24 protein-coding genes and 1 tRNA gene are annotated in these 23,482 nt (G+C 72.8%); 11 read left to right on the forward strand and 14 right to left on the reverse strand.

Annotated elements, in window-relative coordinates; all coding sequences use genetic code 11:
- Positions 1-11: 11 nt before the first annotated feature.
- The 3 genes from ACFC1X_RS03495 to ACFC1X_RS03505 form a co-directional block, all read right to left on the reverse strand.
- Positions 12-248, reverse strand: coding sequence for a hypothetical protein (locus ACFC1X_RS03495; protein ID WP_376348347.1), 237 nt, complete (start codon positions 246-248; stop codon positions 12-14).
- Positions 249-314: 66 nt separating this feature from the next.
- Positions 315-1,085: a precorrin-6A synthase (deacetylating) gene (cobF, locus tag ACFC1X_RS03500; RefSeq protein ID WP_376348349.1), complete on the reverse strand. Its 771-nt coding sequence runs from the start codon at positions 1,083-1,085 to the stop codon at positions 315-317.
- 64 nt (positions 1,086-1,149) lie between these two features.
- The gene (locus ACFC1X_RS03505; RefSeq protein ID WP_376348350.1) at positions 1,150-1,665 is read right to left on the reverse strand and encodes a DUF309 domain-containing protein; all 516 of its coding nucleotides are present in this window, start codon (positions 1,663-1,665) and stop codon (positions 1,150-1,152) included.
- Positions 1,666-1,764: 99 nt separating this feature from the next.
- Between ACFC1X_RS03505 and ACFC1X_RS03510 the strand changes: the two genes are divergently transcribed.
- Positions 1,765-1,838: transfer RNA gene (locus ACFC1X_RS03510), tRNA-Pro, on the forward strand.
- An 86-nt stretch (positions 1,839-1,924) separates the two neighbouring features.
- Here ACFC1X_RS03510 and ACFC1X_RS03515 read toward each other — a convergent pair.
- Both ACFC1X_RS03515 and ACFC1X_RS03520 read right to left on the reverse strand, forming a co-directional pair.
- The gene (locus ACFC1X_RS03515; RefSeq protein WP_376348351.1) at positions 1,925-2,923 is read right to left on the reverse strand and encodes a GDP-mannose 4,6-dehydratase; all 999 of its coding nucleotides are present in this window, start codon (positions 2,921-2,923) and stop codon (positions 1,925-1,927) included.
- Entirely contained in the window at positions 2,920-4,050 is a 1,131-nt protein-coding gene (locus ACFC1X_RS03520) for a glycosyltransferase (RefSeq protein ID WP_376348544.1), read from the reverse strand. The genes ACFC1X_RS03515 and ACFC1X_RS03520 overlap by 4 nt, the downstream gene beginning before the upstream one ends.
- Positions 4,051-4,191: 141 nt before the next feature.
- Between ACFC1X_RS03520 and ACFC1X_RS03525 the strand changes: the two genes are divergently transcribed.
- Positions 4,192-4,878, forward strand: a complete 687-nt coding sequence (locus ACFC1X_RS03525) for a response regulator transcription factor (protein ID WP_376348353.1) — start codon at positions 4,192-4,194, stop codon at positions 4,876-4,878.
- The gene (locus ACFC1X_RS03530; RefSeq protein WP_376348355.1) at positions 4,875-6,251 is read left to right on the forward strand and encodes a sensor histidine kinase; all 1,377 of its coding nucleotides are present in this window, start codon (positions 4,875-4,877) and stop codon (positions 6,249-6,251) included. The genes ACFC1X_RS03525 and ACFC1X_RS03530 overlap by 4 nt, the downstream gene beginning before the upstream one ends.
- Before the next feature lie 19 nt (positions 6,252-6,270).
- Here the strand turns inward: ACFC1X_RS03530 and ACFC1X_RS03535 are convergent, their stop codons facing one another.
- The 5 genes from ACFC1X_RS03535 to iolC are packed head-to-tail and all read right to left on the reverse strand — an operon-like array spanning position 6,271 to position 11,793.
- Complete coding sequence (locus tag ACFC1X_RS03535; protein WP_376348356.1) at positions 6,271-7,056, reverse strand: GntR family transcriptional regulator; 786 nt, start codon at positions 7,054-7,056, stop codon at positions 6,271-6,273.
- A 32-nt stretch (positions 7,057-7,088) separates the two neighbouring features.
- Positions 7,089-8,987 carry a 3D-(3,5/4)-trihydroxycyclohexane-1,2-dione acylhydrolase (decyclizing) gene (gene iolD, locus ACFC1X_RS03540; protein ID WP_376348358.1) on the reverse strand — a complete coding sequence of 633 codons (1,899 nt, stop codon included), beginning with the start codon at positions 8,985-8,987 and terminating at the stop codon, positions 7,089-7,091.
- Entirely contained in the window at positions 8,984-9,904 is a 921-nt protein-coding gene (gene iolB / locus ACFC1X_RS03545; RefSeq protein WP_376348360.1) for a 5-deoxy-glucuronate isomerase, read from the reverse strand. The genes iolD and iolB overlap by 4 nt, the downstream gene beginning before the upstream one ends.
- 25 nt (positions 9,905-9,929) lie before the next feature.
- Complete coding sequence (locus tag ACFC1X_RS03550) at positions 9,930-10,817, reverse strand: deoxyribose-phosphate aldolase (RefSeq protein ID WP_376348361.1); 888 nt, start codon at positions 10,815-10,817, stop codon at positions 9,930-9,932.
- 13 nt (positions 10,818-10,830) lie between these two features.
- Positions 10,831-11,793, reverse strand: a complete 963-nt coding sequence (gene iolC, locus ACFC1X_RS03555) for a 5-dehydro-2-deoxygluconokinase (protein ID WP_376348363.1) — start codon at positions 11,791-11,793, stop codon at positions 10,831-10,833.
- Positions 11,794-12,027: 234 nt separating this feature from the next.
- Between iolC and ACFC1X_RS03560 the strand changes: the two genes are divergently transcribed.
- The 5 genes from ACFC1X_RS03560 to ACFC1X_RS03580 all read left to right on the forward strand — a co-directional run bounded on the left by ACFC1X_RS03560 (position 12,028) and on the right by ACFC1X_RS03580 (position 16,561).
- Positions 12,028-13,050: a sugar ABC transporter substrate-binding protein gene (locus ACFC1X_RS03560; RefSeq protein WP_376348364.1), complete on the forward strand. Its 1,023-nt coding sequence runs from the start codon at positions 12,028-12,030 to the stop codon at positions 13,048-13,050.
- The gene (locus tag ACFC1X_RS03565) at positions 13,050-14,126 is read left to right on the forward strand and encodes an ABC transporter permease (RefSeq protein ID WP_376348366.1); all 1,077 of its coding nucleotides are present in this window, start codon (positions 13,050-13,052) and stop codon (positions 14,124-14,126) included. The genes ACFC1X_RS03560 and ACFC1X_RS03565 overlap by 1 nt, the downstream gene beginning before the upstream one ends.
- A gap of 5 nt (positions 14,127-14,131) precedes the next feature.
- Positions 14,132-15,130 (forward strand): ATP-binding cassette domain-containing protein, encoded by a 999-nt coding sequence (locus ACFC1X_RS03570; RefSeq protein WP_376348368.1) that lies wholly within the window; start codon positions 14,132-14,134, stop codon positions 15,128-15,130.
- A 1-nt stretch (position 15,131) separates the two neighbouring features.
- Complete coding sequence (locus tag ACFC1X_RS03575; RefSeq protein WP_376348369.1) at positions 15,132-16,034, forward strand: sugar phosphate isomerase/epimerase family protein; 903 nt, start codon at positions 15,132-15,134, stop codon at positions 16,032-16,034.
- A 113-nt stretch (positions 16,035-16,147) separates the two neighbouring features.
- Positions 16,148-16,561: a VOC family protein gene (locus tag ACFC1X_RS03580; protein WP_376348371.1), complete on the forward strand. Its 414-nt coding sequence runs from the start codon at positions 16,148-16,150 to the stop codon at positions 16,559-16,561.
- A 40-nt stretch (positions 16,562-16,601) separates the two neighbouring features.
- Here ACFC1X_RS03580 and ACFC1X_RS03585 read toward each other — a convergent pair whose 3' ends face one another.
- Entirely contained in the window at positions 16,602-17,606 is a 1,005-nt protein-coding gene (locus tag ACFC1X_RS03585) for a Gfo/Idh/MocA family oxidoreductase (protein WP_376348372.1), read from the reverse strand.
- A gap of 83 nt (positions 17,607-17,689) precedes the next feature.
- Positions 17,690-18,850, reverse strand: coding sequence for a phytanoyl-CoA dioxygenase family protein (locus ACFC1X_RS03590; RefSeq protein WP_376348374.1), 1,161 nt, complete (start codon positions 18,848-18,850; stop codon positions 17,690-17,692).
- A 127-nt stretch (positions 18,851-18,977) separates the two neighbouring features.
- On the opposite strand from ACFC1X_RS03590, the gene ACFC1X_RS03595 reads away from it, so the two are divergent.
- Both ACFC1X_RS03595 and ACFC1X_RS03600 read left to right on the forward strand, forming a co-directional pair.
- Positions 18,978-20,012 (forward strand): LacI family DNA-binding transcriptional regulator, encoded by a 1,035-nt coding sequence (locus tag ACFC1X_RS03595; RefSeq protein ID WP_376348376.1) that lies wholly within the window; start codon positions 18,978-18,980, stop codon positions 20,010-20,012.
- 362 nt (positions 20,013-20,374) lie between these two features.
- Complete coding sequence (locus ACFC1X_RS03600; RefSeq protein ID WP_376348378.1) at positions 20,375-21,019, forward strand: TMEM175 family protein; 645 nt, start codon at positions 20,375-20,377, stop codon at positions 21,017-21,019.
- Here ACFC1X_RS03600 and ACFC1X_RS03605 read toward each other — a convergent pair.
- Positions 20,997-22,160, reverse strand: a complete 1,164-nt coding sequence (locus ACFC1X_RS03605; RefSeq protein WP_376348380.1) for a Gfo/Idh/MocA family protein — start codon at positions 22,158-22,160, stop codon at positions 20,997-20,999. The two genes, ACFC1X_RS03600 and ACFC1X_RS03605, sit on opposite strands and share 23 nt — an antisense overlap.
- A gap of 141 nt (positions 22,161-22,301) precedes the next feature.
- Entirely contained in the window at positions 22,302-22,655 is a 354-nt protein-coding gene (locus ACFC1X_RS03610; protein WP_376348382.1) for a cupin domain-containing protein, read from the reverse strand.
- 156 nt (positions 22,656-22,811) lie between these two features.
- Between ACFC1X_RS03610 and ACFC1X_RS03615 the strand changes: the two genes are divergently transcribed.
- Positions 22,812-23,462: a GntR family transcriptional regulator gene (locus ACFC1X_RS03615; RefSeq protein WP_376348384.1), complete on the forward strand. Its 651-nt coding sequence runs from the start codon at positions 22,812-22,814 to the stop codon at positions 23,460-23,462.
- Positions 23,463-23,482: the final 20 nt, after the last annotated feature.

The raw sequence follows: 23,482 nt of genomic DNA on the forward strand, positions 1-23,482 counted from the left end.
AGGGCCACCACCTAGATCTTATCAGGAAAGTTGGGCGCCTCCTTCATTTTTTTATATCTGTCTGTCTTGTGCGTGTGGCCGCCATGGTCAGATTCTTTCTTCGGCTGCGCGTTCCCGTCTATCGTCTGGTCCAGCGCGGCCAGCAGCATCCCGAGCATGATCGTGACGAAGACGACGTTACGGCGCCGCCGGTCCAGCACGGGCGGCTGGGCGGCGGCGGTCCGCGGCGCTTCCTCGGCGACTGTCACGAGGTCACGATCACACCCGTGCAGCGGCCACGCATGCGGGGACGGTCCGCCCGGGTGCGCCGGAACCTAGGCTCTGGGGCGCCGCCGCAACAGGTACGTGTCCATGATCCAGCCCTTGCGCTCCCGCGCCTCCGCGCGCAGCCGCTCGATGCGCGGCCCGGCCTCGGCGATCGGACCCGAGTCGAGGATCTCGTCCGGGGTGCCCAGGTAGGCACCCCAGTAGATGTCCAGGTCCTGGTCCGCGTACCGCCGGAAGGTCTGGTGGGCGTCCAGCATCACCACGACGTCGTCGACGCCCTCGGGGAAGCCCTCCGCGAGCCGCCGCCCGGTGGTGATCTGCACCGGCCGCGCCACCCGGTTCAGCCCCGTCCGGTGCCGGGCGGCCAGCGACGAGACGCTGCTGATGCCGGGCACCACGTCGTACTCGAACGCCACGCTGCCGCGCCCCAGGACCTCCTCCAGGATGCCCAGCGTGCTGTCGTACAGCGACGGGTCGCCCCACACCAGGAACGCGCCGCTCTCGTCCTCGCCCAGCTCCTCGGCGATCAGCCGTTCGTAGATGCCGGCGCGGGCCAGGCGCCAGTCCTCGACGGCGGGGGAGTACGCCGCGCCCTCCGCGCTCCGGTCCCGCTCCGGGTCACGGGCCTCGACGACCCGGTACGTGCCCTCCGGTACGTGCGTCTCCAGCATGTCCCGGCGCAGCCGCACCAGGTCGTCCTTCACCTCGCCCTTGCCCAGGACGAAGAACACGTCCGTGCTCCGCAGCGCCCTGACCGCCTGCAGGGTCAGCTGGTCGGGGTCGCCCGCACCGATACCGATCACATGAATCTTCCGCACCCCACGAGTCTGCCGTACGCCACCGACAGCACCCGGACCGGGCCGCCCGGCCGGCAGGTGCGGGTCAGCCCCGGAGCCGCGGCGCCCGCGCCCCCGCGTCCACGGACGCGCCGTCCTCCACGTCCCCCGCCAGCTCCCCGGCCCACCCGGCGACCGAGCCGAGGTCCATCCCGTACGGCCGTTCCCGTCCGGCGTCCGACGCCGCCCACTCCGTCACGGCGCCCACCCCGCGCCGCAGCAGCCTGGCCCCGCCGGTGCCGTTGCCGCGGGCCGCGTGCGTGAGCCCCACCGCCAGCTGGGCCATCCCGCGCCACAGCTGCCGCTCCTCCTCGGGGCCCGACTTCCAGGCGTCCTCGAAGACCTCGTGCGCGTGGAACGGCTTCCCCTCGTCAAGCAGCCGCTGCGCCTCGGCGACCGTCTCGTCCGGCGCCCGGACGACGCCCTCCGGCTGACGGGCGACGCCGTCCGCGCCGTACGGCAGCGGGCGCCCCAGCCCGTCGCGCGGCCGGGCGTTGCGCGCCCGCCCCTCGTCGTCCCGGTCGCGGGCGTCGGCCGGGCGGTCCGATGCTGTCCTGTCCATACGGCCGATTGTCCCCCGACCGTCCCGCTTAGGCGTGGCCCGGTGGGTGCGGTAAGGTGCTGTCGCGTGATCGCGCGGTCGCACCGCGCGTGGGCACACCGGGACGTGGCGCAGCTTGGTAGCGCACTTGACTGGGGGTCAAGGGGTCGCAGGTTCAAATCCTGTCGTCCCGACGGTGACCGAAGAAGGACCTCCGCGGGCGTGAGCCCGCGGAGGTCCTTCTCACATGTCCGGCCGCCACAGCCGCGGGCCCGCCCGGTCAGACCTGGTAGCGCTCCGCCGCGAACAGGTCCAGGTGCTCCTTCACCCACGCCGACGTCCGGCGCAGCCCGTCCGCCAGGCCCACCTGCGGCTCCCAGCCCGCCCACCGGCGGGCGCGGGAGTTGTCGGACAGGAGGCGCTGGACCTCGCTGCCGCTCGGGCGCAGCCGGGCGGGGTCCACGACGATCTCCGCGTCGGTGCCCGCGGCGACGGTGAGGGCCTGCGCCAGGTCGCCGATGGATATCTCCCGGCCCGAGCCGAGGTTGACCACCTGCCCGAGGGCCCGGTCGCAGTCGGCCATCGCCATGAACCCCCGCGCCGTGTCGGTGACGTAGGTGAAGTCCCGGGTCGGCGTGAGCGAGCCGAGCCTGATCGTGCGGGCCCCGGAGTGCAGTTGGGCGAGGATCGCCGGGATCACCGCGCGGGCGGACTGCCGGGGGCCGTAGGTGTTGAAGGGGCGCACCACGGTGACCGGCAGTTCGAAGGCGTGCCAGTGGGACAGCGCCATCATGTCCGCGCCGATCTTGGACGCGGAGTACGGCGACTGCGGCTGCAGCGGGTGGCTCTCGCTGATCGGCGCCGTGCGGGCGGTGCCGTACACCTCGCTGGTGGAGGTGTGCACCAGGCGGCGCACCTGGTGGCGCCGGCAGGCCTCGGCGATGTTCTCGGTGCCGACGACGTTCGTCTGGACGTAGGCGCCGGGCGAGTCGTAGCTGTACGGGATGCCGATCAGCGCGGCGAGGTGGAAGACCGTGTCGCAGCCGTCGACGGCGTCCATCACGCGGCCGGCGTCGCGGACGTCGCCGGTGACCGTCGTGACCAGCGGGTGGCCGAGGAGGTGGGCGAGGTGGCCCTTCTCGGCGTACGGCTTGTAGTGCGTGAACGCCCGGACCCGGGCGCCCCGGGCGATGAGCAGGTCGACCAGGGCCGAGCCGATGAAACCCTCGGCTCCGGTGACCAGGACCTCGCGGCCGGTCCAGTCGGGGGTGTGGTTCATGGGGTGCGCTCCAAGGGGTCGAAGGTCGGCAGGGGGTGGCCGGCGAGGCGCAGTACCTCGGCGGCGAGCAGGTCGGCGGCGTACGCGTGCGGGCCGGGGTCGGCGGCCGACTCCATCGCCGCGAGCCGGGCAGGATCGGTCAGCAGCGGTTCGATCAGTTCGGCCAGCCGCGCCGCCGAGGTCTCGGCGTCGGACAGCAGCAGGCCGGCCCCGGCGTCGGTCAGCACGCGCGCGTTGTGGGTCTGGTGGTCGCCGGGCGCGTGCGGGTAGGGCACGAGCACCGCGGGCACTCCGGTGCTGGCGAGTTCGGCGACCGTCGCCGAACCGGCCCGGCAGACCACCAGGTCGGCGGCGGCGTACACCTGGTCCATGTGGTCCAGGTACGGCACCACGCGGGCCACCTGGCTGCCCGCGAGCCGGAACCGGGCCTCCTCCAGGGCGTCCGGCCCCGTCTTGATCAGCAGGTGTACGTCGGTGCGCCGACGCCAGCGCCGGGCCAGTTCCGTCGCGGCTTCGGTGAGCCGCGCGGCGCCCAGGCTGCCGCCGTTGAAGACGACGAGCCGGGCCCCGTCCGGCACCCCCAGCGCCCTCCGTGCCTCGGGGCGCCGGGCGTCGCGGTCCAGTCCGGCGAGGGCCGCCGCGATGGGCATGCCGACGACGCGGGCGTTCTCGCCGCCGGCCAGGCCCGAGCGGGAGCGGTCGAAGGCGACCGTGACGTGCGGGGTGAGCCGGGCGGCGAAGCGGTTGGCGCGGCCCGGCACGGCGTTGGACTCGTGGATCAGGCTCGGCAGGCCCGACCAGCGGGCCCCGAGGATCACCGGGGCGCTCGGATAGCCGCCCATGCCGACCGCCACCTGGGCCCCCTGCTCGCGCAGCACGGTCCGGCACTGCCCGGCCGACCGCACCAGCGCCGAGGGCAGCAGGTAGCGCCGGGCGCCGAGGCTCGGGTCGAAGGGGATCATGTCGACGGTGTGCAGCCGGTACCCGGCCTGCGGGATGAGCCGGGTCTCCAGGCCCCGGGTGGTGCCGACGAAGGAGATCTCCGCGGCCGGTACGACGCGGCGCAGCGCGTCGGCGAGGGCGAGACCGGGGTAGATGTGCCCACCGGTACCGCCCGCGCCGATCACCACGGACAGCCGGGGCGGGGGACTGTGATGTCCGGCGGGCGGCACGTGGGCCGGGCCGGAGGACGAGGATCCGAACATGGCCGCCACGGTCACAAGCCGGCCTAAGAAGGTTTTAAGACGCTCCTTTGGCAGGCTGGGCGCGTGCTGAGAAGAATTCTGGTGGTCGACGACGAGCCCGAGGTGCGGGCCGCCGTCGAGGACGGCCTCACCGTCGAGGGCTACGCGGTCAGGGGCGCCGCCGACGGCCTCGCGGCCCTCTCCGAGGTCGCCGCCTGGCAGCCGGACGCCGTGGTCGTCGACGTGATGATGCCGGTCCTTGACGGCCTGGCGTTCTGCCGCCGCCTGCGCGGCGTCGGCGACCGGACCCCCGTGCTCGTGCTGACCGCGCTGGACTCGGTGAGCGAACGCGTCGACGGGCTGGACGCCGGCGCCGACGACTACCTGGTCAAGCCGTTCGCGCTGGACGAGCTGACCGCCCGGGTGCGGGCCCTGCTGCGCCGGGCGGACACCGGCGCCCAGGAGCCGGGCGACCTCCTGTCGTACGCCGACCTGGTGGTGGACCCGGAGACCCGGACCGGACGGCGCGGCGAGCGGGCCATCGAGTTCAGCCGGACCGAGTTCGCGCTGCTGGAGCAGCTGCTGCTCCACCCCGGACAGGTCCTCACCCGGGAGACCCTCTTCGAACGGGTCTGGGGACACGACTTCGGTCCCGGCTCCAACTCGCTCGCCGTCTACGTCGGTTACCTGCGCCGCAAGCTGGAGGCGGAGGGCGAGCCGCGTCTCGTGCACACCGTGCACGGTGTCGGCTACCGCCTGGGCGCGGCGTGAACCGGCCGTGGCGCCTCGTGCCGCGCCCGCGCCGACTGCGGTCCCGGCTGGCGCTGGCGGCCTCGGCGGCCGTCGTCCTCGTCACCGTCGGCGTGTGCACGGCCGCGTTCTTCGTCCTGCGCTACAAGCTCTACCAGCAGGTCGACCAGAACCTCGCCCAGTCGGCCACCCTCGTCGCCCAGCAGAGCCGGGAGGACGGGCCGACCGTGCACCGCGGCGAGTGCCGCTTCCTGGGCGCCCCCGCCTGCGCCCAGACGGTGCCGCCCGACCCGGCCGACGACCCGGCCGAGCCGTACGTCCTGCCCGTGTCCCCGGCCGTCCGCGAGGTCGCGGCGGGCCACCGGGCGCCCTACTACCGGAACATCACGGTCGACGGGCACCCCGCGCGCATGCTGACCACCACGTTCGGCGACGGCACCGCCGTCCAGGTCGCGCTCCGTTCCGACGTCGCCGAGCGCGGCGTGCACCAGGCCGCGTGGCTGCTGAGCGGCATCGGCGCGGCGGGCGTGGTCGTCGCCGGACTGCTCGGCTACGCCGTCTCCCGCACCGGCCTCGCCCCCGTCACCCGGCTCACGGCGACGGCGGAGCGGGTCGCCGCCACCCGCGACCCGCGCCACCGCATCGACCTGCCCGCCGGTCCGGGGTCCGGCCGCCACCGGGACGACGAGATCACCCGGCTCGCGACGACCTTCAACACGATGCTCGACGAGCTGGAGCGGTCGGTGACGGCGCAGCGCCGGCTGATCGCCGACGCGTCGCACGAGCTGCGCACCCCGCTGACCGCGCTGCGCACCAACGCCGAACTCCTCACCCGCGCCGACCGCCTGCCCGCCGACCGGCGCGAGCGGGCGGCCGGTGCCCTGGTCCGGCAGCTGGAGGACGTCACCACCCTGGTGAACGACCTCATCGAGCTGGCCCGGGACGAGGAACCGCAGCCGCTCCTCGAACAGATCGACCTCGCCGCGCTCACCCGGCACACCCTGATCCGCGCCCGCGAACGCTGGCCCGGCATCATCTTCACCCTGGACGTCACCGACCGCGCGGCCGGCCTGCTGCGCCCCGGCATCCCGGCCCGGCTGGACCGGCTGCTCGGCAACCTGCTGGACAACGCGGCCAAGTTCAGCCCGCCCGGCGGCACGGTCGAGGTCGTCCTGACCGAGCGGGAGCTGACCGTGCGCGATCACGGCCCCGGCATCGCCGACCAGGACCTGCCGCACATCTTCGACCGCTTCTACCGGGCACCCTCCGCCCGCGCGCTGCCCGGTTCGGGCCTCGGACTGGCCATGGCCCGCCAGATCGCCCGCACCCACGGCGCCGAACTCACCGCCGAGCGGGCACCCGGCGCGGGGGCACTGTTCCGGCTCACCTTCTGAACCGGCCCGGTGACCCGCGTCAGGTCCTGACCAGCAGCTGGAAGTCGAACGCGTACCGGGACGCGCGGTAGATGTGCGTCCCGTACTCGACCGGGCGCCCGGTGTCGTCGTACGCGGTGCGCTGCATGGTCAGCAGCGCGGCGCCCTCCCGTTCGTCGAGGCGCTCGGCCTCCTCGCCCGTGGCGATGCGGGCGCCGACGGTCTGGCGGGCGCTGTGCAGGGTGATCCCGGAGGCGCGCATCAGCCGGTACAGGCCGGTCGACTCCAGCCGTGTGTCGTCGAGTTCCAGCAGTCCCGCCGGAAGGTAGTTGCACAGCAGCGCCACCGGCTGGCCGTGGGTGAGGCGCAGTCGCTCCAGGACGGTGACCTCGTCGCCCTCCGCGACGCCGAGCGCCGCCGCCGCTTCGGCGGGGGCCGGGACGCCCTCGTGGCGCACCACCAGGGTGCCGGGACCCTGCCCGGCCGCCTCCAGGTCGTCGTACAGGCTGCTCAGCTCCAGCGGGCGCTTGACCTGGCTGTGCACCACCTGGGTGCCGACGCCGCGCCGCCGGACCAGCAGGCCCTTGTCCACCAGGGACTGGATGGCCTGGCGGACGGTCGGCCGGGACAGTCCGAGGCGGACGGAGAGATCGACCTCGTTGCCCAGCAGGTTCCCCGGCGCGAGGACGCCGTGCTCTATCGCCCCCTCCAGCTGCTGGGCCAGCTGGTAGTAGAGCGGCACGGGACTGCTCCGGTCGAGGGCGAAGTCCAGGGTGCTCAGCGCGGGGGCGGTCACGGCACGTGCCCGGTCGCCGGTCTTCGCCATGGACGTACCTCCGTTGCGTAGGTGACGGGGTGTCAGAGGTGGTGGCGGCGGTCGGCGACCGCGTGCTCGTACCGCGCGCGGGCGTCGGTGACGGCCTCGCGGGCGGACACCTCGGCCACCGGCACGTCCCACCAGGCCTCGGCCGGGAGGGCGTCGCGGGCGGCGGCGGTCTCGACGTAGACGCAGGTCGGGCGGGTCGCCGCGCGTGCCGTCGTCAGCGCCTCGCGCAGCTCCCGCACGGTCTTGGCGCGCAGCACGTCCATGCCGAGGCTGGCCGCGTTGGCGGCGAGGTCGACGGGGAGCGGGGCGCCGGTGAAGGTGCCGTCGGCGGCGCGGTGGCGGTAGTCGGTGCCGAACCGCTCGGCGCCGACCGACTCGGACAGGCCGCCGATCGAGGCGTAGCCGTGGTTCTGCACCAGGACCAGCTTGACCGGCAGGTTCTCCTGCACGGCGGTGACGATCTCGGTCGGGTTCATCAGGTAGGTGCCGTCGCCCACCAGGGCCCACACGGCCGTGCCGGGCGCGGCCTGCTGGACGCCGAGCGCGGCCGGGATCTCGTAGCCCATGCAGGAGTAGCCGTACTCCAGGTGGTACTGGCGCGGCGAGCGGGACCGCCACAGCTTGTGCAGGTCGCCGGGGAGCGAACCGGCCGCGTTGATCACCACGTCGTCGTCGCCGACCACCGCGTCCAGCGCGCCCAGCACCTGCGTCTGGGTCGGCACGGCGCTGTCGTCGTCGGCCTGGAAGGCGCCCCGCACCTTCTCCTCCCAGCGGGTCCGGCCGGCCCGGTACTCGTCCTCGTACGACGACGGCACCCGGTGGCCGGACAGCGCCTCGGTCAGCGCCGTGAGCCCGGCCCGCGCGTCGCAGACCAGGGTGCGGGCGGCGAGCTTGTGGGCGTCGAAGGCGGTGATGTTGAGGTTCAGGAAGCGGACGTCCGGGTCCTGGAAGAGGGTGCCGGAGGCCGTGGTGAAGTCCGAGTAGCGGGTGCCGACGCCGATCACCAGGTCGGCGGTGCGGGCCAGGTCGTCGGCGACGGCGGTGCCGGTGTGGCCGATGCCGCCGAGGTCGGCCGGATGGTCGTGGCGCAGGGCGCCCTTGCCGGCCTGGGTGGAGGCGACGGGGATGCCGGTGGTGTCGACCAGCGCCCTCAGCGCCGCCTCGGCCTCGCTGTGGTGGACGCCGCCGCCCGCGACGATCAGCGGGCGCCGGGCGGCGCGGAGCGCCTGGACGGCCTCGGTCAGCTCCTCGGGGTCGGGGGCGGGCCGCCGTACCCGCCAGACGCGGTCGGCGAAGAACTCCTCCGGCCAGTCGAACGCCTCCGCCTGCACGTCCTGCGGCAGCGCGAGGGTGACCGCGCCGGTCTCGGCCGGGTCGGCGAGCACGCGCATCGCCCGGAGCGCGGAGGCGAGCAGCGCCTCGGGGCGGCTGATCCGGTCGAAGTACCGGGAGACGGGACGCAGGGCGTCGTTGACCGACACGTCGGCCTCGACCGGGTGCTCCAGCTGCTGGAGCAGCGGGCCGGCGGCGTGCGAGGCGAAGTAGTCGCCGGGCAGGAGCAGGACCGGCAGGCGGTTGACGGTCGCCAGGGCCGCGCCGGTGACCAGGTTGGTGGCGCCGGGGCCGATGGACGTCGTCACCGCCTGTGCGGAGAGGCGGTTGAGCTGCCGGGCGTACCCGACGGCGGCGTGCACCATGGCCTGTTCGTTGCGCCCCTGGTGGAAGGGCATGACGGGGGGTGTCTCCCCACCAGGCACAGTGCCGTACTCGACGAGGGCCTGGCCGACGCCCGCCACGTTGCCGTGGCCGAAGATGCCCCAGGTCCCGGCGATCAGGCGGTGCCGTACGCCGTCGCGTTCGGTGTACTGGGCGGCCAGGAAGCGCACCAGGGCCTGGGCGGTGGTCAGTCGGCGGGTGCCGGTGGCGCTCATGCGGACCTCTCCGGTGCGGTGTAGAGGGGGAGTCGGGGGTCGACGGCCTGGTCCGGCCAGGTGTCGCGGATCCAGGCGTGCTCGGGGTGGTCGCAGATCAGCCAGGCGCGTTCGGCCTCCGGGCCCGCCATGACGTTGAGGTAGTACATGTGGTGGCCGGGGACGGCCATCGACGGTCCGTGCCAGCCGTCGGGGATGAGGACCACGTCGCCGTTTCGCACCTCGGCCAGCACGTCCGTGCCCTTGCCCTGCCCGGACGGGGAGACCCGCTGGTAGCCGAGGCCGGGGGTGCCGTCGTGGTCGGCGAACTCGAAGTAGTAGATCTCCTCCAGCACCGACTCCTCGCCGGGCCGGTGCTCGTCGTGCTTGTGCGGCGGGAAGGACGACCAGTTGCCGCCCGGGGTGAGCACCTCGACCGCGATCAGCTTGTCGCACTCGAAACCCTGTTCATCCGCGCCTCCGGCGCGGGCGGCCGCACCGAAGTTGTTGACCTGCCGCGAGCAGTTACCGGTGCCGCGCAGCTCCACCGGCACCGAGGACGCCGGTCCGTACCGGGCGGGTAGGCGGCGGGTGCAGCGGGCGCCGGTGAGGGCGAAGCGGCCGCCGCCGGTCGAGGTCACGGTCGTCCGCGCGTCGCGGGGGACGTACGCGAAGTCGCTGACGCCGCCGAACACGCTGTCGCGGCCGGTGAGTTCGAAGGTGTCCTGGCCGAAGTCGTCGGCGGTGGCGACGGTGCAGCCGCCGTTCAGCGGCAGGACGATCCACTCGCTCTCGCCGCTGTCGAAGGTGTGACTGCCGCCGGGCGGCAGGTTCAGGACCCGCAGGCCGGCGTAGCCCCAGCCGGCGCTCTCGGGCGTCACGTCCACGGCGTACGGGCCGTCCGCCGCCGCCTTGCCCGCTGGAAGGTGATACGTCATCGCCTACTCCTCCGCCTCTCCTCGGTCACAGCAGTCCGACGGCCGTGTCCACCGCCTGTTCGACGCTGCCCTCGGCCGGGTAGAGCAGCGAGCGGCCGACGACCATGCCCTGCACGGTGGGCAGCCTGAGCGCCTTGCGCCAGCGCTCGTAGGCGGCGCTCTGGTCGGCCGGTGAGCCGCCTATGTCGCCGCCGAGCAGTACGGCTGGCAGCGTGGAGGTCTCCAGGACCTCACCCATGTCCTCCGGGTCGTCGGTGACGGGCAGTTTCAGCCAGGTGTAGGCCGAGGTGCCGCCGAGGCCGGCGGCGATGGCGACGGAGCGGGTGACGGCCTCGGCGGACAGGTCGTTGCGGACCCGGCCGTCGACCCGCCGGGAGATGAACGGTTCCACGAACAGCGGCAGTCCGCGCTCCGCCATGGCGTCCACGGCGCGGGCGGCGGCCTCCATCGTGGCCAGCGAGCCCGGATCGTCGTAGTCGATGCGCAGCAGCAGCTTCCCCGCGTCGAACCGCAGCCGGGCGATGTCCTCGGCGCGGTGACCGGTGAAGCGGTCGTCCATCTCGAAGGCGGCGCCCGCGAGGCCCCCGCGGTTCATCGACCCCATGACGACCTTGTTCTCCAGCACCCCGAGCAGCAGCAGGTCGTCCAGCACGTCGGCGGTGGCGAGCACGCCGTCGACGCCCGGCCGGGACAGCGCGGTGCACAGGCGCTCCAGCAGGTCGGCCCGGTTGGCCATGGCGAGCCGGCGGTCGCCGACGCCGAGCGAGCCGCGGGCCGGATGGTCGGCCGCCACGATCATCAGCCGGCCGGAGTCGCCGATCAGCGGCCGGCGGGTACGGCGGGCCGCGGCCTCGGCGACCGCCTCCGGGCGCCGGGCTCTGACCGCGGTGAGGTCGGGGATGCTGAGGGACAAGACGAAGCTCCGTTCAGGGAGTGGCTCGCGCGAGGAGGTCGTCGACCTCGGCCCCGGTGGGCATCGCGGAGGAGCAGGCGAGTCGGGAGGCGACGAGGGCGCCGGCCGCGTTGGCGTACCGCATGATCCGCTCCAGCTCCCAGCCGGAGAGCAGACCGTGGCAGAGGGAGCCGCCGAACGCGTCGCCCGCGCCGAGGCCGTTGACCACCTCGACCGGCACCGGCTCCACCTCGGCGCTGCGGCCGTCGCGGTGCACGGCCAGGACGCCCTTCGGCCCCTGCTTGACGACGGCCAGCTCCACACCGGCCGCCAGCAGCGCCTCGGCGCAGGCCCGCGGCTCGCGGACGCCGGTGGCGATCTCGCACTCGTCCAGGTTGCCGACCGCGACGGTCGCGTGCCGCAGCGCCTCGGCGTAGTACGGGCGGGCCTGGTCGGGGTCGGCCCAGAACATCGGCCGCCAGTCGAGGTCGAAGACGGTGGTGCCGGACTTGGCGCGGTGGGCGAGCGCGGCCAGGGTCGCCGCGCGGCTCGGCTCCTCGCTCAGCCCCGTCCCGGTGATCCAGAAGATGCGGGCGGCGCGGATCGCGTCCAGGTCCAGCTCCTCCGGGTGGATCTCCAGGTCGGGGGCCTTGGGGCGGCGGTAGAAGTACAGGGGGAAGTCGTCCGGCGGGAAGATCTCGCAGAAGGTCACGGGGGTCGGGTAGGCGGCCACCGGTGTGACCCAGCGGTCGTCGACGCCGAACTCCTGGAGCGCCCGGTGCAGGTAGCCGCCGAACGGGTCGTCCCCGGTCCGGGTGATGACGGCCGTTGCGCGGCCGAGGCGGGCGGCGGCGACCGCCACGTTGGAGGCCGAACCGCCGAGAAACTTGCCGAAGGTCTCAACCTCCGCCAGGGGTACGCCCGTCTGCAAGGGATAGAGATCGACCCCGATGCGGCCCATCGTGATCAGATCGAAACGCGGGACTGACTCGGCCATGTGCGACGCTCCTCGGGCTGGGCGGGGGCCTGCCGCCTCCCAGGTGTATGACTCCTGGACGACGCTGTCAATAGTTTGTACTTACATTCGGACCTGTGAGTGAAATGATGTCTTGACAAAGTATTGACAGCGGGCGCCCCAAGGACTTGTATCCGGTCCCAGCGCAACAGCCGTTCTTCTCTGGTCTGGCACACGGCTTCCCGTCGCACAGTCGCACAGTGAGGTGCAGGAAAGATGGACCGCTCTTCGCACGCCCGCTCCCGCAGATTCGCCCCTGCCGTGGCCCTCGCCGCCGCCGCGGCCCTGACCCTCGCCGGCTGTTCCAGCAGCTCGGGCGGGAAGAAGGCCGACAAGGAGGGAGAGTCGGGCGCCTCCGCGGGCAAGGCGAACACCCCCCGTATGACCGTCGCCCTGGTGACCCATCAGGCGCCCGGCGACACCTTCTGGGACATCGTCCGCAAGGGCGCCGAGGCCGCGGCCGCCAAGGACAACGTCAAGCTCGTCTACTCCGCCGACCCGAACGCGGGCAACCAGGCCAACCTGGTGCAGAACGCGATCGACCAGAAGGTCGACGGCATCGCCGTCACCCTCGCCAAGCCGGACGCCCTGAAGAGCGTCCTCGGCAAGGCGGAGAAGGCCGGCATACCCGTCGTCGGGCTCAACTCCGGTCTCGCGGACTGGAAGAAGCTCGGCCTGATGGAGTTCTTCGGCCAGGACGAGAGCGTGGCCGGCGAGGCGCTCGGCAAGCGGCTCAACGAGGACGGCGCGAAGAACGCCGTCTGTGTGATCCACGAGCAGGGCAACGTCGGCCTGACCCAGCGCTGCGAGGGCGTGAAGAAGACCTTCGAGGGGTCGATCGAGAACCTCTACGTCAACGGCACCGACATGCCCTCGGTGAAGTCGACCGTCACCGCCAAGCTCAAGCAGGACGGCGACATCGACCACCTCGTCACGCTCGGCGCCCCCTTCGCCATGACGGCCGTGCAGGCCGTGGACGAGTCCGGCAGCGAGGCCAAGGTCGCCACCTTCGACCTCAACAAGCAGCTGACCGGCGCCATCGAGAAGGGCGACATCGAGTTCGCCGTCGACCAGCAGCCCTACCTCCAGGGCTACCTGGCCGTCGACGGACTGTGGCTCTACAAGAACAACGGCAACTACAGCGGCGGCGGTGAGCAGCCGGTGCTGACCGGCCCGGCCTTCGTCGACGAGTCCAACGTGAAGGCCGTCGCCGAGTTCGCCTCGAAGGGCACCCGGTGATGAGCATGGCCCGACAGGCTGAGCCGGCGGTGACCACACCGCCGGCCCCCGGCCCCAAGGAGACCGACGGGCGCACCCGCGAGCGCTCGGTGGCCTTGCGCGTGCTCGCCCGGCCCGAGGTCGGGGTCTTCCTCGGCGCCGTCGCCGTGTTCGTCTTCTTCCTGATCGCCGCCCCCTCGGTCCGCGACGGCGGCTCCATGGCGACGGTCCTCTACCAGTCGTCCACCATCGGCATCATGGCGCTGCCGGTGGCCCTGCTGATGATCGGCGGCGAGTTCGACCTGTCGGCCGGTGTCGCCGTGGTCACCTCCTCGCTCACCGCGGGCATGCTCAGCTACCAGCTGACCGTGAACGTCTGGATGGGCGTGATCGTCGCCCTCGTGGTCTCCCTCGCCGTCGGCGCGTTCAACGGCTGGGTGCTGATGAAGACCGGCCTGCCGAGCTTCCTCGTGACGCTGGCCACCTTCCTCATCCTCCAGGGCGTCAACCTCGCCGTCACCAAACTCGTCACCGGCAACGTTGCCACCGACGACATCAGCGACATGGACGGCTTCGACCAGGCCAAGGCCGTCTTCGCCTCGTCCTTCGACGTCGGTGGCGTCGAGGTGAAGATCACCGTCTTCTACTGGCTGGTCTTCGCCGCCCTGGCCACCTGGGTGCTGCTCCGCACCAAGTACGGCAACTGGATCTTCGCGGTCGGCGGCAGCCAGGAGTCGGCCCGCGCGGTCGGCGTGCCCGTCACCTTCACCAAGATCACGCTGTTCATGCTGGTCGGCTTCGGCGCCTGGTTCGTCGGCATGCACCAGTTGTTCTCCTTCAACACCGTGCAGTCCGGCGAGGGCGTCGGCCAGGAGCTGATCTACATCGCCGCGGCCGTGATCGGCGGCTGTCTGCTCACCGGCGGCTACGGTTCCGCCATCGGCCCGGTCTTCGGCGCCTTCATGTTCGGCATGGTGAACCAGGGCATCGTCTTCGCCGGCTGGAACCCCGACTGGTTCAAGGCCTTCCTCGGCGTGATGCTGCTCGGCGCCGTCCTGATCAACCTGTACGTGCGCCGCGCGGCGACCCGGAGGTGACGGAAATGACCACCAAGACCCCCGGCACCCACGGTGCCGTCCGCACGGACCCCGCACCCGGGCAGGACGGCCCGATCGTCGAACTGCGCGGCACGGGCAAGGCGTACGGGAACATCCGCGCCCTGCACGGCGTCGACCTCGCCGTCCACCCCGGCCGGGTGACCTGCGTGCTCGGCGACAACGGCGCCGGCAAGTCCACCCTCATCAAGATCATCTCCGGGCTGCACCAGCACACCGAGGGCGAGTTCCTCGTCGACGGCGAGCCGGTGCGCTTCACGACCCCGCGCGACGCGCTCGCGCGCGGCATCGCCACGGTCTACCAGGACCTCGCGACCATCCCGCTGATGCCGGTGTGGCGGAACTTCTTCCTCGGCTCCGAGATGACCCGGGGCCCCTGGCCCGTGCGCCGCCTCGACATCGCCCGCATGAAGCGGACCGCCGACGAGGAACTGCGCAACATGGGCATCGTCCTGGACGACCTGGAACAGCCCATCGGGACCCTCTCCGGCGGCCAGCGCCAGAGTGTCGCCATCGCCCGCGCCGTCTACTTCGGCGCCCGCGTCCTCATCCTCGACGAGCCCACCGCCGCCCTCGGCGTCAAGCAGTCCGGCGTGGTCCTCAAGTACATCGCGGCCGCCCGCGAACGCGGCCTCGGCGTCATCTTCATCACCCACAACCCCCACCACGCCTACATGGTCGGCGACCACTTCAGCGTGCTGCGCCTGGGCACCCTCGAACTCAGCGCCGCCCGCGCGGGCATCACCCTCGAACAGCTCACCAACCACATGGCGGGCGGCGCCGAACTGGCCGCCCTCAAGCACGAGCTGGCCCAGGTCGGCGGGGTGGACGTGGAGGCACTGCCGGACGCGGAGCCGAAGGAGGGGGAGCCGCAGGGGGAGAAGCCGAAGGAGGAGAAGCCGAAGGAGCAGGAGTCGCAGGACACGGTGCCGGGGGACACTCCACCCGTCACCGACGCACCGCACACCGTCGAAGGGAAGACCTGACATGCCCGCTGCCCTGGACCGCATCCGCGTCGGCTCGGCACCCGACTCCTGGGGCGTCTGGTTCCCCGACGACCCTCAGCAGGTGCCCTGGGAACGCTTCCTGGACGAGGTCACCGAGGCCGGGTACGACTGGATCGAGCTGGGCCCCTACGGCTACCTCCCCACCGACCCGGCCCGGCTCACCGACGAGGTGACCCGGCGCGGACTCAAGGTCTCCGCGGGCACCATCTTCTGCGGGCTGCACCGCGGCCCCTCCGAGTGGGACGCCACCTGGGAGCAGGTCGGCCGCGTCGCCGCCCTGACGCGGGCCATGGACGCCAAGCACCTGGTCGTCATCCCGTCCTTCTGGCGCGACGACAAGACCGCCGAGATCCTGGAGCCGCCGGAGCTGACCGGCGAGCAGTGGACCCACCTGACCCGGGGCATGGAACGCCTCGCCCGCGAGGTGCGCGACACCTACGGCCTGGACATCGTCGTCCACCCGCACGCCGACACCCACATCGACACCGAGGAGCACGTCGAGCGCTTCCTCGACGCCACCGACTCCGGCCTGGTCAACCTCTGCCTGGACACCGGCCACTACGCCTACTGCGGCGGCGACAGCGTCAAACTGATCGAGACCTACGGCGAACGCATCGGCTACCTGCACCTCAAGCAGGTCGACCCGGAGATCCTCGCCGAGGTGCGGGCGGGCGGCGTGCCCTTCGGGCCGGCCGTGCAGCGCGGCGTGATGTGCGAACCGCCGGCCGGCGTGCCGGAGCTGGGCCCGGTGCTCACCGCCGCCCAGAAACTGGACGTGGACCTGTTCGCCATCGTCGAGCAGGACATGTACCCCTGCGAGCCGGACAAGCCGCTGCCCATCGCGGTGCGCACCCGGAAGTTCCTGCGCTCCTGCGGCGCCTGAGGCCGACCGCGCCGGCGGGCGGGTCCCGCCGGTGCGCCGCTCGGCGGGCCGTTGTCGGTGGTGCGCGCTAGCGTGCGCAGCACTGGCACTTTCGTCCCGACCCGGGAGGCGTCATGACCTCGCGACTCAACCCTTACCTCAGCTTCGACGGCGATGCCCGACAGGCGATGGAGTTCTACGAGCAGGTGTTCGGCGGCACCCTGGCGCTGAACACCTTCGGCTCGGCCGGCATGCCCGACCCCGCCTACACCGACAAGATCATGCACGCCATGCTGGACACCCCGAGCGGCTTCACCCTGATGGGCGCGGACACCCCGCCCGGGATGGACCACACGCCGGGGACCAACTTCTCGGTGAGCCTCAGCGGCGACGACGCGGCCGAGCTGCGCGGCTACTGGGAGAAGCTGTCCGCCGGCGGCTCCGTCTCCGTGCCGCTGGAGAAGCAGATGTGGGGCGACGTCTTCGGCATGTGCACCGACCGGTTCGGCATCCCCTGGATGGTGAACATCAGCGAGCCGACGGGCTGACCCCGCCGGCTCGTCGTCCGTCCTGCCGTGAGCGCCCGGCTCAGCCCCGCCGCACCTCCGCGATGGTCACGGGCCGGTGCTCGTGCAGCGACAGGGTGCACGCCTCGGCGATCCAGCCCGCCTCCAGCGCGTCCTCGATCGTGCAGGGCGAGGGCCGCCCGCCCGCGACGACCTCGGTGAAAGCGCCGAGTTCGGCGCGGTAGGCGGCGGTGAACCGGTCCATGAAGAAGTCGTGCGGCGTGCCCGCCGGGAAGGTCACGCCGGGCTCGACCGAGCGCAGCGGCAGCCGGTCCTCCAGGCCGACGGCGATGGAGTCGGCGAAGCCGTGGAGCTCCATGCGGACGTCGTGGCCACGCGCGTTGTGACGGCTGTTGGAGACCACGGCGATCGTGCCGTCGTCCAGGGTGAGGACCGCGCCGGTGGTGTCGGCGTCGCCCGCCTCCCTGATGTACTCGGCACCCCGGTTGCCACCGACGGCGTACACCTCGGTCACCTCGCGGCCGGTCACCCAGCGGATGATGTCGAAGTCGTGCACCGAGCAGTCCCGGAAGATGCCCCCGGAGGCGGCGACGTAGGCGGCGGGCGGCGGCGCCGGGTCCAGCGTGGTCGACCGCACCGTGTGCAGCTTGCCCAGCTCGCCCCCCAGCACCGCCTCCCGTGCGGCGGTGAACCCGGCGTCGAAGCGCCGGTTGAAGCCGATCTGCACCGGCACGTCGCGGCCCGCGACCGCCTTGAGCACGTCGACGCCCTCCGCCATGGTCCGGGCGACGGGCTTCTCGCAGAAGACCGGTACGCCGGCCTCGACGGCGGCCACGATCAGCTCGGGGTGGGCGTCGGTCGCCGCGGCGACCACCACACCGTCCACGCCGGCGGCCAGCAGCGCCTCCGGCGAGGCGGCGACCTCGGCGCCGAACCGGTCGGCGGCGGCTCGCGCGGCGTCCGCGAACGGGTCGGCGACGACCAGCGAGTCGAGGGCGTCGAGTCCGGAGAGGGTCTCGGCGTGGAAGGCACCGATGCGGCCGAGGCCGAGGATTCCGATACGCATGTTCTTCGCTGCTCCTTGTGCGTGGTTGCCGTGGCCGGTACCCGGTCGAGTCCGCCCAGCACGTTCTGGTCCCGTTCCCCCGCTCAGCTCGCGCGCCGCGCGCCGGCGGCCCGCAGTGCCTCGCGCAGCGCCTCGGGCGGCCACCGCTCGCCCAGCGCCCGTCGTACGAGGTCGGCCTGCGAGGGCGGGGCCAGTCCGTCGACCGGCGGGTCACGGTCGAGGTTGGTGGGGAAGGGGTAGCCCTCGGCGCTCGCGGCGATCACGTTCTCCAGCCACCGCTCGTCCACGCCCCGGGCCCGGCGCTCCAGCAGTACGGGATAGACGGCGTTCACCACCGCCTCCCGGTCCACGCTCTCCATGGCGCGGCCGAACGCGGAGGAGATCTGGAGCAGGTTGGCCATGCGGCGGATGCCGGCCGAGCGGTTGGTGCCGGCCGCGTGGAACAGCGCGGGGCTGAAGAAGACCGCGTCGCCCTTGGCGAGGGGCAGCTGGATGTGGTGCGCCTCGAAGTACGCGCGGAACTCCGGGAGCCGCCAGGCCAGGTAGCCCGGTGCGTACTTCTGGGAGTGCGGCAGGTACATCGTGGGCCCGGACTCCACGGGCATGTCGCGGTGCGCGACCGCGCCCTGGAGCGTGAGCACGGGGGAGAGGCGGTGCACGTGCGCCGGGTAGGCGGCGGCGGCCTCGTTGGAGAGGAACCCCAGGTGGTAGTCGCGGTGCACGGTCTGCGCGGTGCCGCCCGGGTTGACCACGTTGATCTGCGAGGTCACCTGGTATCCGGGGCCCAGCCAGGCGTGGGCGACCAGGGCGAGCGCGTCGTTGGCGTAGTACTCGGCGAAGGACTCGGGGTCGTGCAGGGCCGTCTTCTCCAGGGCGTTCCACACCCGGTCGTTGGCGCCGGGCGCGGCGAAGTGGTCGCCCGCGGTGGCGCCCGAGGCGCGCTGGTCGTCGATCAGGGCGTCGAAGACGGCGGTGGCCCGGTCGACGACCGCCGGGTCCGGGAACGCGCCCCTGAGGACGACGATGCCGGGGCCGTCGGCGAGGGCGTGGACCAGTTCGGCCGCCGTCCCCGGGTCGTCGCGCAGCCGTCCGGCCTCGTAGACCGGGACGTTCCGCTCCACCGCCACGGCCCGGGGGTGGCCGGCCGGGTCGGTGGCGCGCTCCACCAGCGCGCGGAAGGCGCCGAGGTCGCAGTCCCGTTCGGAGAGCCGGGTGCCGTGGGCGGGGACGGGCGTCGCGGACATCGTCGTCCTTTCGCTGACAGGGGCGGCACGGTGCTGTCATTCTTGTCCTGACAAACAGCGCGAACAACCAGCAGCCAGCCATCAAAAACCCCTCAAGCCGCCCGCGCGGGGACTGGAGGAGCCGGTCATGGGCCATCCCTTCCCGATCAGGGAGATCGCACGTCAGGCGGGGCTGAGCGAGGCCACCGTCGACCGGGTGCTCAACGGCCGGGGCGGGGTGCGGGAGTCCACGGCGGACGAGGTGCGCCGGGCCATCGCCGACCTGGACCGGCAGCGCACCCAGGTCCGGCTGGTCGGCCGCACCTTCATGATCGACATAGTGATGCAGTCCCCGGAGCGCTTCTCGACGGCCGTGCGCGCCGCCCTCGAGGCCGAACTGCCCTCCCTGCACCCCGCCGTCGTGCGCTCGCGCTTCCACTTCCGTGAGACCGGCCCGGCCGGCGGGCTGACTGCGACCCTGGACCGGATCGCCCGGCGCGGCTCGCAGGGAGTGATCCTCAAGGCGCCGGACGTCCCTGAGGTCGCCGCCGCGGTGGGCCGCCTGACCGCGGCGGGCGTGCCCGTCGTGACCCTGGTGACGGACCTGCCCGCCGCCTCCCGGCTCGGCTACGTGGGCATCGACAACAGGGCGGCCGGCGCGACCGCCGCCCACCTGACGGGCCAGTGGCTCGGCGACCGTCCCGGCAACGTCCTCACCAGTCTCAGCAGCGGCTTCTTCCGCAACGAGGAGGAGCGCGAGATGGGCTTCCGCGCCGTCATGCGCGCCCGGCACCCGGAGCGCGTCCTCGTGGAGATCGCCGGGGGCCAGGGGCTGGACGCCACCCAGTACGACCTCGTACGGGCCGCGCTGGAACGTGATCCGGAGATCCGCGCGGTCTACTCGATCGGCGGCGGCAACATCGCCACGCTGCGGGCCTTCGCCGACCTGGGCCGCGCCTGCGCGGTGTTCGTCGCCCACGACCTCGACCAGGACAACACCCGCCTGCTGCGCGAGCACCGCCTGTCCGCCGTGCTCCACCACGACCTGCGGCAGGACCTCCGGGAGGCCTGCCGACTGGTGATGCGGGCCCACGGCGCACTGCCGCCCGCGGGCCCGTCCCTGCCCTCCGCGATCCAGGTGGTCACCCCCTACAACATGCCGCCCGGGACCGCGGCGGTTTGACGGGCGGCGGGGGCTGTTCGGGGCCGGGTGACGTGCGTGTGGCCCGGGGCGGTCGGCGGGCCGCCGTGCTCCGCGGTGGTGCGGGGCGCAGCCCGGAGTGCCCGCCCGGTGCGGGCCGCCGCCGGAGGGGTCCGCAGCCGGGGCACCGCGGCGGTGTGGCGTGCGGTGGTGGCAGGGGTGGTCGGCTGTTCGGGGTGCTCCGGCTCGGTCCGGGGCGGGGGCCGGGGGCGGTGCCTCGGCCGGTGGGCCGGGGGGCTGGGTGGCGCCGCACGAGAGTGCCCGGCACCGCGGGCGTGTGACGTGGCGTGGCGTCCCGGGCGTGTGACGCCGCGCCGCGTGGTGCCGCTCCTACCGTCGGGGGCATGTGGAAATCGACTCCGGCCGGCGGTCCCGAGCGGGTGGTGGCGCTGGCCGACGGCGTCTTCGCGATCGCCATCACCCTGCTCGTCCTCGACTTCTCCATGCCCCGCGGCCTCGACCCGGCGGCGTACCGCGACGAACTGCGGGAGCTGGTGCCCAACCTGGGGGCGTACGCGCTGAGCGTCGTCGTGCTCGGTGTCTTCTGGCGCGACCACCGCCGCATCTTCCGCTTCGTCGAGCGGGTCGACGGCCAGGTGATCACCCTGTCGCTGCTCGGCCTCGGCGTCGCCGCCCTCGTGCCCTTCCCCACCACGCTCATCTCCGAGTACGGCCACGAGCCGGCCTCCGTCGCCATCTACGCGGCGGCGGTCGCCTCCCTGGGCGCCTCGCACCTCGCCCTGGTCGCGGTCCTGGCCGCCCGGCCCTGGCTGCGCGGCGACGCCGTCCCCGAGGAGGGCTTCCTGATCTACGGCCTCGATCTCGCCGCCTCGGTCGTGGTGTTCGCGCTCAGCGTCCCGCTCGCCCTCGCGATCGGCCCCGCGGCCATGTGGGGCTGGCTCGTCCTGCCCCCGGTGAAGGTCATGATCGGCAGGTGGGCGGTGCGGGCGCGTCGCCCGCCCGGGGTCAGGCGGGAACCTCGGGGGTGACCCAGCCGCCGCTCAGCGCCGACCGTGCCATCGCGTCCAGTACGGCGGCGCTGTGCACGGCGTCCGGCAGGCCGGCGCCGTACGGCACGCCCTCCGCGACCGAGCGCAGGAAGCGGTACGCCTCCACCACCTTGAGGTCGTCGTAGCCCATGGCGTTCGCGGCACCCGGCTGGAAGGCCGCGAACTCGCCGTGCCCGGGGCCGACGTACACCGTGGAGACCGGCTGGTCCTGGTACCCCGTGCCCCGGCTGACGCCCAGCTCGTTCATGCGGCGGAAGTCCCAGAACACCGCGCCCGTGGTGCCGTGCACCTCGAAGCCGTAGTTGTTCTGCTCCCCGACCGAGACCCGGCAGGCCTCCAGGACACCCCGGGCGCCGGATGCGAAGCGCAGCAGGCAGTTGACGTAGTCCTCGTTCTCGACCGGCCCCGACTCGCCGCCCGCGGCCCGTGAGTGACCGGCCGTCGCGGCGGTGGGCCGGGCCCGCTCGGGCAGGAAGATCGCGGTGTCGGCGGTCAGCGACGCGATGTCGCCGAGCAGGAAACGGGCCAGGTCGGCGCCGTGCGAGGCCAGGTCGCCGAGCACCCCGCTGCCGCCGCGCTCACGCTCGTAGCGCCAGGTCAGCGCGGACTCGGGATGGGCGGCGTAGTCGCTGAAGAGGCGGATGCGGACGTGCGTGACGGTGCCGATCTCGCCGGTGGCGATCAGGTCGCGGGCGGCCTCCACGGCGGGCGCGTTGCGGTAGTTGAAGCCGACCGCGCCCTGGACGCCCGCCGCGGCGACCGCGTCCGCGACCGCGCGGGCGTCGCCGGTGGTCAGGCCGACCGGCTTCTCGATCCAGATGTGCTTGCCCGCCTCCGCCATCGCCACGGCGATCTCGCGGTGCAGGAAGTTCGGCGCGGTGATGCTGACCGCGCCCACGCCCGGGTCGGCGGCCACCTCCCGCCAGTCACGGGTCGTCGACGCGAACCCGAACTGCTCGGCGGCCTCCTCGGCCCGCCCCGGCACCTCCTCCGCGACCGCCACCAGCTCCGGCCGCAGGGCGAGCCGCGGGTAGTGGTGCCGGACGCGGGCGTACGCCTGGGTGTGCACCCGGCCCATCCAGCCGAAACCGACGACGGCGACCCCGAGTGCGTCGACCATGAGAGCCCCTCTTCGGACCTGTCCGTGATCTGTCCAGGCCACCCTGGGCGGGCGTCGGCATCATGTCAACCTTTTGACAGGACAAACCTCCGGACCTCGGCACCCAAGACCTCAGGAGCCAGGACCTCAGGAGCCAGGACCTCAGGAGCCGCCGAGGTTGATCGCGTACGCCTTGCGCAGCGTCTCGTGCACCGTCCACGTCGTGCGGTCGCCCTCGCGCAGTACGGCCAGGTCGCCGGGCCCGACCCTCAGCGTCGGGCCGCCCGCGACCTCGATGGTGGCCGAGCCGCTGAGCACGACGAACAGCTCGTCCGCCTCGGTGTCGGTGACCACGCCCGGCGTGATCTGCCAGATGCCCCGCACCTGGCTGCCGTCCGGCGACTCCCAGACCACCTTGCCGGTCACCTCGGGGGCACCGGACACGATCTGGTCGGGGGAGAGCGGCTCGGGTTCGAGTTCCGCGTCGGGCACATGGACGACGAAGCTGTGGGTCATGCCGCGACGCTAGCCGGGGCGCACGGCGGCGCGGGGGAGACAGGGTGTGCGGAAACCGGCCGGGTGCGACGACACTCCGTCAACGCGAACAAAATTGTTGACAATCTTGTTTGGCTAGATTTACGTTCGACAAGCACTCACTCAGGGAGGGCGACCATGCCGAACCAAGCCCGTCCGGGCACCGGGGAGCAGGCCAAACAGCTTGCGCTCGGCCAGCTGCGGCAGGCGATCCTGCGCGGCGACATGGCACCCGCGCAGCGGCTGGTGGAGAACGAACTCGCCGAGCAGTTCGGCGTGACCAGGGCCAGTATCCGGGCCGCGCTGATCGACCTGGAATCCCAGGGGCTCGTCGAGCGCATCCGCAACCGCGGTTCACGCGTACGGGTGGTGACCGTGGAGGAGGCGGTCGCCATCACCGAATGCCGCCTGGTCCTCGAAGGGCTCTGCGCGGCCAAGACCGCCGCGGCCGTCGACGACGGGCAACTCGCCCAGCTGAAGGAGCTGGGTTCGGCGATGCGCAAGGCCGTGGCCGCGGGCGAACCGCTGACCTACTCGGATCTCAACCACGAACTCCACGCCAGAATCCGGGAGTTCTCCGGCCAGCACACGGCGGTGGAACTGCTGGAACGGCTCAACGCCCAACTGGTGCGCCACCGCTTCCAGCTGGCGCTGCGCCCCGGGCGGCCACAGCAATCCCTGAACGAGCACCTGGCCATGATCGAGACGATCGAGGCCAGGGACCCCCAGGCCGCCGAGGCGGCCGTCCGGGCCCACCTCACCAGTGTGATCGAGGCGCTGCGCGACTGACGCACACACCGAGGCGGGCG

The organism is Streptomyces sp. NPDC056128, from assembly GCF_042263835.1.
Taxonomy (GTDB): domain Bacteria; phylum Actinomycetota; class Actinomycetes; order Streptomycetales; family Streptomycetaceae; genus Streptomyces.